The organism is Pelagibius sp. (assembly GCF_965227505.1).
Lineage (GTDB): Bacteria > Pseudomonadota > Alphaproteobacteria > Kiloniellales > Kiloniellaceae > Pelagibius.
This window is the reverse complement of sequence record NZ_OZ245757.1, coordinates 4,152,283-4,166,383: the sequence shown is the minus strand read 5'-3', so window position 1 is coordinate 4,166,383 and position 14,101 is coordinate 4,152,283. Positions and strand designations below refer to the sequence as shown.

Below are 14,101 nucleotides of genomic sequence, written 5' to 3'. Positions count from 1 at the left end.
CAGCCAAAGGCCTCAGGACGCCTCGTTCAGCGGCTTGCCTTCGTCGGGACCGGTGGCATCGCTGCCCATGCGCAGGCGGTGGCCGTCCAGGTCTTCCACGTTCATCTCGCGTACGCCCCAGGGAAAGGTGGTCGGTTTCTGGCGGATCACGGCGCCGGTCCCCTTGTACTCTTCGTAGAGGGCATCGACGTCGCGGATGAACACCGAGATCCACATTCCGGTAGCGCCCTGGCCGTCCTGACAGAGAAAGATCCGCACGTCATCGCGCAGGACGCAGGCGAAGTCCGCCGGCGTACCCCAGTCCCACTCCTTCTCGAAGCCCAGCTTGTCGACGTAGTAGGCAATGGCGTTGGGCACCGACTTCACGTTGAGAATCGGGATGGCGGATTCAAAGCGGTTCGGACTGCGCTCCGCCGGGTCCGCGCCGGCGTCGACAAGAAGGTCGACCACCGCCGTGTCGGTTTTCGGTGCGGCGTAGCCCAGCGGCGTCACGCCACGGCTGTCCTTGGCGCTCGGCTCCGCCCCGAGGTCGAGCAGAAGCGCAACCATCTCGGCCCGGTCCTTCTGGACGGCGAAGTGCAGCGGCGTGCAGTGGTGCTCGAAGCGGCTCATCGGCCGCTGGAGTTCTGCCGGATCGTCCTCCACGATCGTCTCGACCAGGTCCCTGCGGCCAAGCGCAATGGCGGTGAAGATGCCCGGCTCCACGCCACGGGCTATCAGGAACTCCACCACCGCGCGATGGACCTCGCGAAAGCCGGTCGCCCAGCCGATAACGCCCATCTCGTGCGCATCGCCCTCGCCGCGGATATCGGCGCCGGCTTCGACGAGACGCTCCACCACGGGGAGCTGGCCGGCCATGGCCGCCCAATGCAGGGCATAGGCCCGGTCCAGCCGGTCGCGCCGGTTTACGTCGGCCCCGAGGTCGAGCAACAGCTCGACGCAGTCCAGATGCCCCTCCTCGGCGGCGAGATGGAGCAGCGGCCGGTTCCAGCGCCCGCCGGTGATCCCGGTCTTGCCCGGGTTCTCCCGCAGCAGGCGGGCAAGGTCGGCTGCCCTGCCCTCGACCGCAGCGGCGACGATCCGGCCGTCCGGGCTGATGGAATCGACATGGGCTTTCAGGGCGCGCCAACTGGCGAAGCCGTAGCGCCGCGCGACCTCCAACTGGGCCTGATGCAGCCGGGCGGCAGGGTCTTTGGCGCGCAGTGCGGCAAGGTGCTGCTTGGCGGTCTTGCGCAGCCAGGCGAGGTCGGGGCGTGGGGGAAGGGTTTCGGTCATGGGACACCTTCTTTCTTCAGGCCCGGCGTCCGCAACTCACGGGCAGAAAGAAGATGTGAGACACATCGCGAGTGGAGGTGGGTTCAACCCTTTACGCGGACCGTCGGCCGCCTTCACGGCCAGGGCGGCATTATGAAGCGCCCGGCGGCGAAGTCAAACCGGTCACGAAGCACCGTCGGTCGCGCTGGCATCGCTTGCCTGGACGGTTGCCGCGGCGCATGCGAGGCTTGGCGGGACGAACGGAAAACGACCGCTCGGGGCCAACCCGAAGCAATCGTGGGAGACGCAGGATGACAGCAAGGATAACGGTGCGGACGCTCGCACTTGCGGCCGGTTTACTGGGCGGTGCAGCGGCCGCCGGGGCGGCGGACGGTCCGGTCAGGATTCTCCACGGGGCCTCGACGACAGAGGCACCGGCGGTCACGCAGAACGAGAGCGGCACGGGCCTGACCGTCCACCGCGGCCCCGCGAAGCTTTTGCCGCGCCGACCGGCGGCCGAGCCGCAGCGCGCACGGATCGGGCGCAACTTTGTCAGCGTCGACGGCCTGGAGCCGACCGGCGCCTGGTTCCTCGACCGCTCGGGCGAGCGTCTGGTGGTCGTGCACTGCTATACGCAGCAGTCGACCATGGCCGGCGGCAATCGGAAGATTCGCTGCAGTTCCCGCAAGTTCTAGAGCCCTCGCACAACGGGCCTTGCGCTGTGGCGGGCCCGGTTCGGAAGGCACTCCAGGAACGCCATCCGCTCTAGGCCGCCGAGGTGTCCAGCGTCGCCGCCTCGCCGAACTGAAGCGCCGCCAGACGCGCGTAGAGGCCGTCGGCGGCCACCAGTTCGTTGTGGCTGCCGCTTTCCACCAGCTGGCCCTGGTCGATCACCAGAATGCGGTCCGCCTTCAGAACAGTGGCGAGGCGGTGGGCGATCACCAGGGTGGTACGTTCGGTCATCAGGCGTTCGAGGGCCTGCTGCACGGCCCGCTCGCTTTCGGCATCCAGCGCGCTGGTCGCCTCGTCGAGCAGCAGCAGCGGCGGGTCTTTGAGGATCGCGCGGGCGATGGCCAGACGCTGGCGCTGGCCGCCGGAGAGGCGCACGCCCTTTTCCCCGAGGTAGGTGTCGAGGCCCTGCGGCAGTTGTTCGAGGAACTCCAGCGCCCCGGCGGCGGCGGCGGCGGCGCGCACCTCCTCGTCGCTGGCCTCCGGCCGGCCGTAGCGGATGTTCTCCCAGGCATCGGCGGAGAACACCACCGGCTCCTGCGGGACAAGACCGATGCGCGCGCGCAGATCGGCGGGATCAGCCTCCGGCAGGGCCACGCCGTCCAGGCGGACCGTTCCCCCCTGCGGGTCGTAGAAGCGCAACAGCAGTTGGAACACCGTTGTCTTTCCGGCACCGGAGGGGCCGACGATGGCCACCTTTTCGCCCGGCTGAATGGCAAAGCTGAGACCCTGCAGGGCCGAGCGGTCGGGACGCGAGGGGTAGTTGAAGACCACCCGCTCGAAACCGACCGCGCCCCGCGCCGGGACCGGCAGCGCCTGCGGCGCGGCCGGGGCGGTGATCTCCGGCTCGGCAGCCAGAAGGTCCATCAGCCGCTCCGTCGCGCCGGCGGCGCGCTGCAGGTCGCCGATCACCTCGCTCACCGCACCGGCGGCCCCCGCCACGACGATGGCGTAGAAGACGAAAGCCGAAAGCTCGCCGGCGCTGATGCGCCCGCTCAAGACGTCGTGCCCGCCGATCCAGAGGATGACGCTGACCGCGCCGAAGACCAGTACGATGACCACGGCGGTGAGCATGGCCCGTGCGGCGATGCGCCGACGCGCCGTGCCGAAGGCTTCTTCCACCCGCGCGCCGAAACGCCGCCGGTCCTCGCCCTCATGGACGAAGGCCTGGACCGTGCGGATGGCATCCAGGGTCTCGCCCGCATAGACGCCGAGATCGGCGATCCGGTCCTGGCTGTCGCGGCTCAGGCGGCGCACCCGCCGGCCGTAGGTCAGGATCGGCAGCAGCACCAGGGGCACCACCAGAAACACCAGCGCGGTCAGGCGCGCGGAGGTGATGATCAGGAGGGCCGAACCGCCGGCCAGCAGCAGCGAGTTGCGGATCGCCACGGAAACGGAGGAGCCGACCACAGTCTGCAACAGCGTGGTGTCGGTGGTGAGGCGGGAGAGCACTTCGCCGGTGCGGGTGACTTCGTAGTAGGCCGGCGACAGAGTCACGATATGGTCGAACACCCGCTTGCGGATATCGGCCACGACCCGCTCCCCGATCCAGGAGACGAGGTAGAAACGCACATAGCTGGCCACCGCCAGCAGGATGACGACCCCGAAGAGAACCAGCACCGCCTGATTCAGCAGCGCGGCATTGCCGGCGGAGAAGCCTTCGTCCACCAGCCGGCGGAGCCCCATACCCAGGCCCAGAACCGTAGCCGCCGCCGTCAGAAGGGCCGCCATGGCGCCGGCCACCTGCAGCCGATAGGGGCGGACGAACTGCCAGAGCTCGGCCAGCAGCTTCAGGCTACCGCGCGAGGGCGCGTCGCTGCGCAGGCCGCTCGGGGCGGAGTAGGACATTCGCATCAACCAGGTTCTTTCATCTAACCGGGCATCTAACCGGGCATCCAAACGTGCATCTAACCGGGCCTCTCAGCCGGGCCGGGAGGCCGCGGCGGGCGGCCGACCGGCGGGACATCTCCTCGGGCCCGATCCTCCCTGACGCCTAGGACAAAATCCAGCAAATATGGGGCTGCCGGGGTCTTCTGCGGCCTTTCGCCCGGCCTCCGGCCCGCAGAGGCCGGGAGCGGGAACCCGGGAGCGGCCGGCGCCCGGACGCCGGGTCCGGACCGTTCCCGCCACCGCAAGGGCAAAGCCTTGAAATGGCTGGATTTCCCAACAAATTCAAGAGCACGGCCAAAGACGGAAAAACCGCCCCGGACGGGCTTGCGTCCCGGCCTGCACTCGGGTATACAGCGCCGCGCTTTATCGAGGATCAAGGCCATGAAGAAAGACCTGCACCCGGACTACCACGAGATCACCGTGGTGATGACCGACGGCACCGAGTTCAAGACCCGCTCCACCTATGGGGCCGCGGGCGACACCATGCGCCTGGACATCGACCCGAAGACCCACCCCGCCTGGACCGGCGAGCATCGCCTGGTGGACAGCGGCGGCCAGGTGGCCAAGTTCAACAAGCGCTTCGGCGGTTTCGGCCTGAAGTCTTAACGTCCGGGTTTTGCCGGTCGAGCAGCGCTCCCGGCCCATTGCTTTGAAACCCGGCAGGGGGCGGCCATTGCGCCGCCCTTTTTCGTGCGGGCGGGGCCCTTTGCGCCGCCCGAAGCCCCCTGCTCAAGGTCAGGCCCGCGGAGCCCGGGGCCAAAAGGCCTAGTTTTGAAGGCTGGGCCGGCTCGGGCGGTCCTGCATGGCGTCGAGCCGCGCCACACGCTGGTAAAGCCTGTGAGAGCGGTCGAGCAGATCCACCAGGCGGGGCTGAAGCTGCGCGCCCTCCACCGGCGGGGTGGTCTCCTCGCAGACCTCTTTGCCGGACAGGCGGTACTCTTCAGCGGCCGCTTCCTCGCGGGTCATCTCGCCCGCATGCACCGCTTTCTGGACCAGAAGCCAGGCCATAATCTGGGTCAGGCGCGCGGTCAGCCGCATGGTTTCGCAGCTCATCGCCATGCGCTCGGCCGGCGACATCTTCTTGCGCTCCTCAGGCTCGCGGTGGGTCAGGTAGTCCCGCGCCTCCCGCGTCAGCGCCAGGGCCTCGTCAAAGGTCGAGTCAAAGAAGGCGACTGTTCGATCCGTCACGAAGGGTTCCTTGGCGCGGCGGCCCGTGCCTGTCGGGCCCGGTATCACTGAACGGCGGACTGGCCAGATGTTAGCCCCTTCGGACTTAACAATCCCTTGGAAACGCGTCCGTCCGTAGCAAGGAATTATTTCACATTCAGGTGCTTCCGCAAGGCTTGAATCGCCGCCTGCAGCTTCCAATATCCAGGATGCCGCCGAGGAATGCCTTCCAAAAGGGTTCCTCTATCCGCGGCTTATGACGAGGGCTTGACCACAAGGTGGGCCCGTAGACCAACCATATTGCTCATGTAAGGAGAATGTGGACATGCGCAGTCTTGATCTTTCCCCTCTTTTCCGTGCAACCGTCGGCTTTGACCGCCTGGCCTCCGCGCTGGATGCCGCCAGCCGGCTGGACGACAGCGCCTACAGCTATCCGCCCTACAACATCGAAAAGACCGGTGACGACAGCTACCGGATCGTGATGGCGGTGGCCGGCTTCAGCGAGGACGAACTGGACGTCACGGCGAAAGAGAACAGCCTGACCATCACCGGCAAGAAGGCCGCCGAGGGCGAAGAGCCCAAGTACCTCCACCGCGGCATCGCCGCGCGCGCCTTTGAGCGCCGCTTCGACCTCGCCGACTACATCAAGGTGAGCGGTGCCAAGCTGGAGAACGGCCTGCTGTCGGTCGAACTGGTCCGCGAGATTCCGGAGGCCAAGAAGCCCCGCTCCATCAAGATCACCGCCGGCGCCGGCAGCGCCAAGGTGATCGAGAGCGAAGCGGCCTAACCCGGCCCTTCGGTTTTCACAATACCTGTTGCAGGCAGCCGGGCGGCCAGACACCGCCCGGCCGCACTGCGTTTGCGCCTGCTGCGGTATATCCGGTTGGCACGGTGGCGCGCCTGCGCGGCAGGTGATAGGGTGCGGCGCAGCAATCAGCGGGGGTAGACAGAGTTCATGCATGCAATCGGAAGATTGGGGTCGAGGCTGCTGTTCTGCAGCCTGCTGGCTTCGCTCCTCGCGGCCTGCGGCGTCAACGACATCCCCACCCACGACGAAGCGGTAAAGGCCAACTGGGCGCAGGTTGAAAACCAGTACAAGCGCCGCGCCGATCTGATCCCCAATCTGGTCGAGGTGGTGAAGGGCTTCGCCGCCCAGGAAAGAGAAACCCTGACGGCGGTGGTCGAAGCGCGGGCCAAGGCCACGCAGATGCAGATCCCGAGCGACATCCTGTCGAACCCCGAAGCCTTCCGCCTGTTCGAGGCCAATCAGGGCGCCATCACCCAGGCGCTGTCGCGGCTGCTCCTGGTGGTCGAACGCTACCCGGACCTGAAGTCGAATCAGAACTTCCTCAGCCTGCAGGCCCAGCTCGAAGGCACGGAAAACCGCATCGCCGTGGCGCGGCGGGACTACATCCAGGCGGTGCAGACCTACAACACGGAACTGCGCACCTTCCCCGGCCGCATCTGGGCCACGCTGCTCTATTCCGACATGCAGCTGCGCGAAACCTTCAGCCAGCCGGAGGCCGTCGCCGAGCCGCCGACCGTCAGCTTCAACTAGACAGCGGGCGCGGGTCCGGCCAGTCGTGCGACAGCTTTGGCATCCGGTCCTTGCGGCCGTCCTGCTGCTGGCCGCGGTTTGGACGGCGGCGCCGGCCGCCGCGCTCGACTTCCCGCCACTGACCGGCCGCGTGGTCGACACCGCAAATCTTCTGGGTAGCGTCGACGAAAGCCGCATCACCGAGCAACTGGCCCGCCACGAGGCGGAAACCTCGAACCAGGTGGTGGTGGTGACCCTGGCAACCCTGCAAGGCACTACGATCGAGGACTTCGGCTATCAGCTTGGCCGCCACTGGGGTATCGGCCAGGGCGAGCGCGACAACGGCGCCTTGCTGATCGTAGCGCCGACCGAACGCAAGGTCAGGATCGAGGTCGGCTACGGCCTGGAGGGTAACCTGCCCGACGCCACCACCAAGCTGATTATCGAGCAGCGCATTCTGCCGGCTTTCCGGGAGGGCGACTTTCCGCGTGGCATCTCGGCCGGCGTCGACACCATCCTGGCGGCCATCGAGGGAACCTATGAACCCTTGGAACGCGATCCGGGCGAGAAGCGGTTCGTGCCCATCGCGTTCTTCTTGTTCATGCTGGCGCTCGTGGTGTTCCCGATCATTGCCGCCAACAGGCTGAAGGTCGACAGCTCGTCGAGCGGCTGGCGTGGCGGCCGTCGCAGGGGCGACCGCCACGGCGGACTTGGCGGCGGCTTCGGTGGCGGTTTCGGCGGCGGAGGCGGGGGCGGCTTCAGCGGCGGCGGCGGCGGCTTCGGCGGCGGCGGATCCTCCGGCAGTTGGTGACCAGCAGGTGGTGAACGGCAGTTGGCAAACGGCGTGTCGAGACGCAGGGATGATGGGGAACGGATGACGTGACGTTCTTGAGCGAAGCGGAAAAGCAGCATCTGCGGGACAGGATCCGCACGGCCGAGGCACGGACCCGCGGCGAGTTGGTCACCGTGCTGGCGCGCGAGAGCGATCCCTACCCCTTCATCCCGCTGCTCTGGGCCAGCATGACCGCGCTGGCGGTCCCCCCGGTCCTTCTGGCCATCGGCCTCGACTGGTCCATGGCCGCAGTCTCGGTGCTGCAGCTCGGCCTCTTCCTGGTGCTGGCCCTGGCCCTGCGCTGGACGCCGTTGAAAATGCGTCTGATTCCCAAGGCGGTGAAACTGCGCCGCGCGGCCCGCACCGCGCGCGAGGTCTTCCTGGACCAGGGCCTGCACAACACCCCCGACCGCTGCGCCCTGATGATCTTCGTGTCCCTGGGCGAACACTATGTCGAAATCCTCGCAGACAAGGGCATCGACGCCCATGTCTCCCAGGATCAGTGGGACGCCATCGTCGCGGACTTCGTGGCATCGGTGAAGGCAGGGCGGGTCGCCGAGGGCTTCGATGCGGCGGTTGATGCCTGCGGCGCCATCCTGGCGGAGCACTTTCCCGCAGAACCGGGAACGAAGAACGCATTGCCGGACCACCTGATCGAACTCTGAGGCGGCTGGCCGGGACTCGCTGGCCGGGACTCGCTGGCCGGGACTCGACCGCCTCGCCTAGACTGTCGGGGTCATGCTCTGCGTCGACCACCTCTCCCGCCCCGGCCTGGAGCCGACCAGCTTCGAGCTCGACGGCGGTACCTGCATGGCGTTGAGCGGCCCCTCCGGCGCCGGCAAGACCCTGCTGCTCCGCGCCCTGGCGGATCTGGACCCCGCCGAGGGTGAGATCCGCCTGGAGGGCAAGGCACGCGAACAGATGAGCGGGCCTGAGTGGCGCCGCCGCGTCGGCTACCTGGCGGCGGAGCCCGGCTGGTGGTCGGAGCGCCTGGAGGACCATTTCCTCGACTGGCCCATCGTCGCCGCCCAGTTGGGCCGCCTGAAGCTGACGCCCGCCGTGGCCGAGCGGCCTGTCAGCCGGCTGTCCACCGGCGAGCGCCAGCGCCTCGCGCTGCTGCGCGCCCTGGAAAGGGCGCCGCGGGTGCTGTTGCTCGACGAACCCACCGGCCCGCTGGACGAGGAAGCGACCGCCGCCGTCGAGGCTCTGCTGCGTGAGAAGCTGGAAAACGGCCTCGCGCTGATCTGGGTGACCCATGACCGGCGCCAGGCGGCGCGGGTGGCGACCACGCAGTTGCGGATCGAGGCCGGGCAGCTGCGCCCGCTGACCGACGACGAACTCGCCCGGCAGACCCGGTGATGGAGGTCGGGCGATGAACTACATCCGTCTCGACACCCTGGACCTCGCCATCGCCGCCCTGCTGCTGCTGGCCGTCGGGGGGTTGTCCCTGGCGCTGCAGCTCCGTATCGAGCGCAGCCTCGCCATCGCCGCCCTGCGCTGCGGGCTGCAGCTCTTCCTCGTCGGCCTGGTGCTCACCAAGCTTTTCGAGCTCGCCTCGCCCTGGTGGACGGCGCTGGCGGCGCTGGCCATGATCCTTTTCGCCGGGCGCGAGGTCATGGCCCGGCAGGAGCGCGGCTTCGCCCGCCTCTGGGCCTACGGCATCGGCACCTCGGCCCTGCTGATGGCCTCCACCCTGGTCACCCTCTTCGCGCTGACCACCCAGGTGCAGCCGGAACCCTGGTACGATCCGCGCTATGCCCTGCCGCTGCTGGGTATGATCCTCGGCAACACCATGACCGGGATCGCCCTCGGCCTGCAGCGCCTCACCGAGGGCGCGCGCCAGCAGCGCGCCGCCATCGAGGCGCTGCTCTGCCTCGGCGCGACCAGCCGCGCGGCCATGCTGCCCATCACCCGCCAGGCGCTGACCACCGCCCTGATGCCGATCATCAATTCACTGGCCGCCACCGGCCTGGTCTCCCTGCCCGGCATGATGACCGGCCAGATCCTGGCCGGGGTGGAGCCCATGCAGGCGGTAAAGTACCAGCTCCTCATCATGTTCCTGATCGCCGGCGGCACCACCCTGGGGGCCGTCGCCGCCGTCTTCACCGGCCTCTACCGCCTCACCGACACCCGCGCCCGCCTGCGCCTCGACCGGCTGGCTGGGGAATGATCCCCCTCACCCTCCCGCTGACGCGGCACCGGTCTTCCCCCTCACGCAGCTTCGCCTAAGCGCGCTCTGCTTGCTAAGGCTGCGCAACCCTCTCCCACCAGGGGAGAGGGTTTCTCAGCGAGGCGCGCTAGCGTTCCCTCTCCCCTCGTAGGAGAGGGAGGGGCCCGCGCAGCGGGAGGGTGAGGGGGAGCGGCGCCGTCAGACGTTGGACGACACCACCTCGGCGGCTATCGGAAAGTCCTTGCGGCGGATCACGAGTTCCCAGTCTTCCTTGCCGTTGGAGCGGACCCAGGCATGGTGCGCGCCGTGTTTCTGCAGGTGCGTGCAAATCTTTCCGATCACTTTCCGCGAGCCGGCCTCGCGATAGAAGAGGGCGAGTTCGTAGCCTTCCCCCAGGCGTGCCATCACCGCCTCCACGGCGGCGTCCAGTTCGCGTTCCGATTCCAGGCGCGCGAGGAAGATGTGGTTTTCATCGACTCGCCCGTCCTCCAGTTCGGGGCAGGACCCTTCGGGCTCGTAAGCGAAGAGATCAAGGCCGCCGTCGCGCCGATAGTGGGCGACGAATTCCACGCTGTAGGAACCGCTGGGGTGGGTGTGATTGTCGGTGTAGACGGTCCAATCCATCGGCCCATCCATACTGATGCTCCCCTAGACCGGCATCTGCAATCTCGCCAGTGCGGCGCGGAGACCGTCGGGGATCGGCACCGCCTCCATGGTCGCGCGTTCGACGAAAACATGGACGAAGCTGCCGGTGGCCGCCGCCTCCTCGCGGCCTGCCTGGAACAACCCGATCTCGTAGCGCACCGCGCGGTTGCCCAGGTGAGCGACGCGCAAACCCGCCTCGACGTTTTCCGGGAAGGCGAAGGCGGCCTTGTACTGGCAGGCGCTCTCAGCGCAGACGCCGATCACCCCGCCATCGTGGATGTCGAGCCCGCCTTCGCGGATCAGGTACTCGTTGATGACCGTGTCGAAGTAGGAGTAGTAGACCACGTTGTTCACGTGGCCGTAGATGTCGTTGTCCATCCAGCGCGTCGGGATGGTGAGGAAGTGCGGGTAGGCCGCACGGGTCGCAACTCGGGTCTGGGCAACAGAATCGGTCATCGGCTCACGTCACAGGATCGTTCGGAGGGCATCCAGGCTTTCGTCGGGCTTCTCGGCCAGCATCATGTGGCCACAGGCTGGGATGGTGACCTGGCGGGCGCCGCCGATGGCGGCGGCCAGCTTGGTGCCGGCGCGCGCCGGGGTCATCTTGTCGTGTGTCCCCATGATCATCAGCAGCGGACAGGCTACCTTGGCCGCCGCCTCCAAGGCGCCCTGGTAGGCATTGCAGGCCGAAAGGTCGGCATGCAGCACGCCGGGCCGGATGCGCTCCAAAAGGCGTTCGCCGCCGCCCATCATCCAGGCGCCGGGCAGGCGCGCGCCGCCGTAGTGGCCGCTGGGCCCGAAGCCCCAGGAGGTCATCAGTTCGAAGGCGAGCGGGTCGTCGGCCTCCGCCGCCGCCAGGAGGTCCGGATGCACTGGCATCTTCGGCGCCGCCCCCATCAGCGCCGCGGCGCGCACCCGGCCCCCATGACGCCCGGCACAGTCGAGCGCGATCAGCGCCCCCATGGAGTGGCCGACAAGCGCCGCCGTCTCCAGCGCCGCCTCATCCAGCAGCCGCACGGCCCAGTCGGCCATGGCCTCGATGGAGGTCAGCGGCGCCCCCTCCGAGCGGCCGTGGCCAGGCAGGTCGACGGCCAGCACGCTGCGGTCGCGGTGGGCGAAGTAGCGCGCGGGCAGGGCCCAGACCGTGTGATCGAGACCGGCGCCGTGCAGAAACACGATCACCGGCAGATCGGGGTCGAAGCTGCGCCCGCCGGTCGCGGCATAGACCCGCGCGCCGTCCACTGAAAGTTCCATTCCGGCTAATCCATCCTCTGGGTTCGGGCGGCTGGAGCGACAGCGGCGCCGGTCAATCTTTTTGGGAGATCCGCAGCGCCTGGCGCAGATCGCCGATGATATCGTCCGGGTCCTCCAGGCCGACGGAGAGGCGCACCATGTCCTCGCCGACGCCGGCAGCGGCCAGCTGCTCCCCAGTCATCTGCTGATGGGTGGTGCTGGCCGGATGGATCACCAGGGTCTTGGCGTCTCCCACGTTGGCGAGGTGGGAAGAAAGCTGGCAGGCCTCGATGAACTTCGCTCCCGCCGGACGGCCACCCTTCACGCCAAAGGAAACGATGGACCCGCAGCCGCGCGGCATCAGCTTCTGGCCCAGGGCGTGATCGGGATGCTCCGGCAGATCCGGGTGGATGACCCAGGAAACGGCGTCCTCGCGCTGTAATGCCTCCAGCACCTTGTGGGTGTTGGCCATGTGACGCTCCATGCGCAAGGGCAGCGTCTCCACGCCCTGAAGAATGTAAAAGGCGTTCTGCGGGCTCATCGCCGCACCGAAGTCGCGCAGGCCCTCCGCCCGCGCCCGCATGGCAAAGGCCTGGGGTCCGAACTCCTCGGCGAAGTCGATGCCGTGGTAGCCCTCGTAAGGCTCGGTCAGGGTGTCGAAGCGGCCGCTGGCCTCCCAGTCGAAACGCCCGCCGTCGACCAGCAGCCCGCCCAGCGCCAGGCCGTGGCCGCCCAGCCACTTGGTCGCCGAGTGCATGACCAGATCGGCGCCCAGTTCCACCGGGCGGCAGAGATAAGGCGTAGCGAAGGTGCTGTCGATCATCAGCGGCAGACCGGCATCGTGCGCGACCTCCGCCACCGCCGGGATGTCCAGCACCTCCAGGCCCGGATTGCCCAGGCCCTCGGCGAAGACCAGCCGGGTTTCCGGGCGGATGGCGTCGCGGAAAGCGGATACGTCGCGCGGATTGACGAAGCTGGTGGTGATGCCGAAGCGCGGCAGGGTGTGGGTGAAGAGATTGATGGAGCCGCCGTAGAGCGAGGCCGAGGCGACGATGTGCCCGCCCTGGCCCATCAGGGTTACGACCGCCAGATGCAGCGCCGCATGGCCGGAGGCGGTGGCGATGGCGGCAACCCCCAGTTCCAGCGCGGCAACCCGTTCCTCCAGCACCGCGACCGTTGGATTGGAGATGCGGCTGTAGATGTGGCCGGCACGCTCCAGATTGAACAGCGCCGCCGCCTGGTCGGTGTCGCGGAAGACGTAAGAGGTGGTCTGGTAGATCGGCACCGCCCGCGCCCCGGTCACCGGGTCGGGCTGCTGGCCGGCATGCAGGGAGAGCGTGTCGAACTTCAGAAACTTGGGATCTGCCACGGTGAAGAACTCCGGTTGTAGGCCGGCAAGCTTATACCAAGCCGCGGCGAACCGGAGAGATCTCCTCTACATCGCTGGAAGAAAAACGCAGGACCAAAACTGTAAAGGGGGCCCAAAATTGAAGGAGGGCCTTCGATCCGCATGGATCGTGGCCCCTCCCCTTGTTTGCGTTCTACCCTGTCAACTTGCCGTCCCGAACACTACCAATGTCCTGCGGACGGTCAAGCGGAGAATCATTAACGCCTTGAAGGTGTAGCCTTTCTCCGGGAAATCGCAGGATCGAAGCGAAGCGGCCGGGGGAATCCATCCTGACAAAACCGACGTCGCGGCAATGCGTGGGACCGAACCAGCCTCTGCCCGCCCGGCGGCACCGCCGCCGCCGCAGGCGCGCGTTGCAATCATAAGCCGAAGCACGGAACGTATTACAGCTTATTTGGCGTAGCGCGCCTCTTCACGGAGCGCCCGACGCCCGCGCCGCCCGGAAAGGTGTCCAGACAGAAAAACCGCCGGGCGAACCCGGCGGCAAGTTTAACAGGGAGGCGTTACAAGGAACGGATAAACATCCGAAAGACGACCCGGGAGGACCCGGGGAGGGTGCCAGGCCGTCTATGGTTCAAATTAGCCTCGAATTCCTAAAGAATGGTTAAGACTCTGGTTAAAACTTTCTGTAAGGCCGAGGTCGAGGCCAGGAAAAACGGCGGAAATCCTGGGGTCTGCGAAATACCGCTCGATCCTGGGAGGACGGCGCCCACATCTTTTTTGGTTAAGGAGCGCGGCTCTTGCCAGCGAATCCAGCCGCCCGCCGGGCGGCCTAAGCCATCGAACAGCGGAGCAAACGGAGGCAAAACCATCATGACAACGCGGCGAGGGTTCCTGATCTCCAGCAGCCTTGCCTTTTCGGCAGGCGTTCTCATCACCGGGCTGGCCGCGGGGCTCGGCATCCGGCCGGCGCGCGCGCACCACGGCTGGCGCTGGACCGAGGACGGCAACTTCGAGCTTACGGGCCTCATCCAGACGGTGCGTCTGGGCAACCCGCACGGGCTTCTGACGGTGGACGCCGAGGGCGAGATCTGGACCGTCGAAGTCGGCCAGCCCTGGCGCAACGAGCGGGCGGGCCTCACCGACGACATGCTGACCCCGGGCACGGAGATCAAGGTCATCGGGCAGCGCGCCGCCGATGAGACCGACAAGCGGGTCAAGGCGGAACGCGTCACCATCAAGGGCCAGCTCTACAACCTCTACCCGAACCGGGACTGAGGGCGAGATCTTCGACGC

At 67.5% G+C, this 14,101-nt stretch carries 16 protein-coding genes; 9 read left to right on the top strand and 7 right to left on the bottom strand.

Annotated features, from left to right (window positions below; translation table 11 throughout):
* Nucleotides 1-12: 12 nt before the first annotated feature.
* Nucleotides 13-1,275, bottom strand: coding sequence for a glyoxalase superfamily protein (locus tag ACO06P_RS19595; RefSeq protein WP_420346906.1), 1,263 nt, complete (start codon nucleotides 1,273-1,275; stop codon nucleotides 13-15).
* Between the two features lie 290 nt (nucleotides 1,276-1,565).
* Between ACO06P_RS19595 and ACO06P_RS19590 the strand changes: the two genes are divergently transcribed.
* Entirely contained in the window at nucleotides 1,566-1,949 is a 384-nt protein-coding gene (locus ACO06P_RS19590; RefSeq protein ID WP_420346905.1) for a hypothetical protein, read from the top strand.
* Nucleotides 1,950-2,019: 70 nt separating this feature from the next.
* Here the strand turns inward: ACO06P_RS19590 and ACO06P_RS19585 are convergent, their stop codons facing one another.
* Nucleotides 2,020-3,837 (bottom strand): ABC transporter transmembrane domain-containing protein, encoded by a 1,818-nt coding sequence (locus tag ACO06P_RS19585; RefSeq protein ID WP_420346904.1) that lies wholly within the window; start codon nucleotides 3,835-3,837, stop codon nucleotides 2,020-2,022.
* 417 nt (nucleotides 3,838-4,254) lie between these two features.
* Here ACO06P_RS19585 and rpmE point away from each other — a divergent pair, with 417 nt between their 5' ends.
* A complete protein-coding gene (rpmE, locus tag ACO06P_RS19580) occupies nucleotides 4,255-4,479 on the top strand; it encodes a 50S ribosomal protein L31 (RefSeq protein ID WP_420346903.1) in 225 nt (74 codons plus the stop codon).
* A gap of 159 nt (nucleotides 4,480-4,638) precedes the next feature.
* Here rpmE and ACO06P_RS19575 read toward each other — a convergent pair whose 3' ends face one another.
* On the bottom strand, nucleotides 4,639-5,061 hold the full coding sequence (locus ACO06P_RS19575) for a DUF1465 family protein (protein WP_420346902.1): 423 nt from the start codon (nucleotides 5,059-5,061) through the stop codon (nucleotides 4,639-4,641).
* A 304-nt stretch (nucleotides 5,062-5,365) separates the two neighbouring features.
* Here ACO06P_RS19575 and ACO06P_RS19570 point away from each other — a divergent pair, with 304 nt between their 5' ends.
* From ACO06P_RS19570 to ACO06P_RS19545, 6 genes are all read left to right on the top strand, one after another.
* Entirely contained in the window at nucleotides 5,366-5,827 is a 462-nt protein-coding gene (locus ACO06P_RS19570) for an Hsp20 family protein (RefSeq protein ID WP_420346901.1), read from the top strand.
* Between the two features lie 168 nt (nucleotides 5,828-5,995).
* A complete protein-coding gene (locus ACO06P_RS19565; protein WP_420346900.1) occupies nucleotides 5,996-6,598 on the top strand; it encodes a LemA family protein in 603 nt (200 codons plus the stop codon).
* A gap of 25 nt (nucleotides 6,599-6,623) precedes the next feature.
* On the top strand, nucleotides 6,624-7,388 hold the full coding sequence (locus ACO06P_RS19560; RefSeq protein WP_420346899.1) for a TPM domain-containing protein: 765 nt from the start codon (nucleotides 6,624-6,626) through the stop codon (nucleotides 7,386-7,388).
* 68 nt (nucleotides 7,389-7,456) lie between these two features.
* Nucleotides 7,457-8,074 (top strand): TPM domain-containing protein, encoded by a 618-nt coding sequence (locus tag ACO06P_RS19555; RefSeq protein WP_420346898.1) that lies wholly within the window; start codon nucleotides 7,457-7,459, stop codon nucleotides 8,072-8,074.
* A 73-nt stretch (nucleotides 8,075-8,147) separates the two neighbouring features.
* A complete protein-coding gene (locus ACO06P_RS19550; RefSeq protein WP_420346897.1) occupies nucleotides 8,148-8,768 on the top strand; it encodes an ABC transporter ATP-binding protein in 621 nt (206 codons plus the stop codon).
* A gap of 13 nt (nucleotides 8,769-8,781) precedes the next feature.
* Entirely contained in the window at nucleotides 8,782-9,579 is a 798-nt protein-coding gene (locus ACO06P_RS19545; protein WP_420346896.1) for an ABC transporter permease, read from the top strand.
* Between the two features lie 198 nt (nucleotides 9,580-9,777).
* On the opposite strand, the gene ACO06P_RS19540 is transcribed toward ACO06P_RS19545, so the two are convergent.
* The 4 genes from ACO06P_RS19540 to ACO06P_RS19525 are packed head-to-tail and all read right to left on the bottom strand — an operon-like array spanning nucleotide 9,778 to nucleotide 12,826.
* Entirely contained in the window at nucleotides 9,778-10,203 is a 426-nt protein-coding gene (locus ACO06P_RS19540; protein ID WP_420346895.1) for a hypothetical protein, read from the bottom strand.
* Nucleotides 10,204-10,227: 24 nt separating this feature from the next.
* Nucleotides 10,228-10,680, bottom strand: coding sequence for an acyl-CoA thioesterase (locus ACO06P_RS19535; RefSeq protein ID WP_420346894.1), 453 nt, complete (start codon nucleotides 10,678-10,680; stop codon nucleotides 10,228-10,230).
* A 9-nt stretch (nucleotides 10,681-10,689) separates the two neighbouring features.
* Complete coding sequence (locus ACO06P_RS19530) at nucleotides 10,690-11,478, bottom strand: alpha/beta fold hydrolase (protein ID WP_420346893.1); 789 nt, start codon at nucleotides 11,476-11,478, stop codon at nucleotides 10,690-10,692.
* Between the two features lie 52 nt (nucleotides 11,479-11,530).
* The gene (locus ACO06P_RS19525) at nucleotides 11,531-12,826 is read right to left on the bottom strand and encodes an O-acetylhomoserine aminocarboxypropyltransferase (RefSeq protein ID WP_420346892.1); all 1,296 of its coding nucleotides are present in this window, start codon (nucleotides 12,824-12,826) and stop codon (nucleotides 11,531-11,533) included.
* 852 nt (nucleotides 12,827-13,678) lie between these two features.
* Here ACO06P_RS19525 and ACO06P_RS19520 point away from each other — a divergent pair.
* Complete coding sequence (locus ACO06P_RS19520; protein WP_420346891.1) at nucleotides 13,679-14,083, top strand: DUF6152 family protein; 405 nt, start codon at nucleotides 13,679-13,681, stop codon at nucleotides 14,081-14,083.
* Nucleotides 14,084-14,101 lie beyond the last annotated feature (18 nt).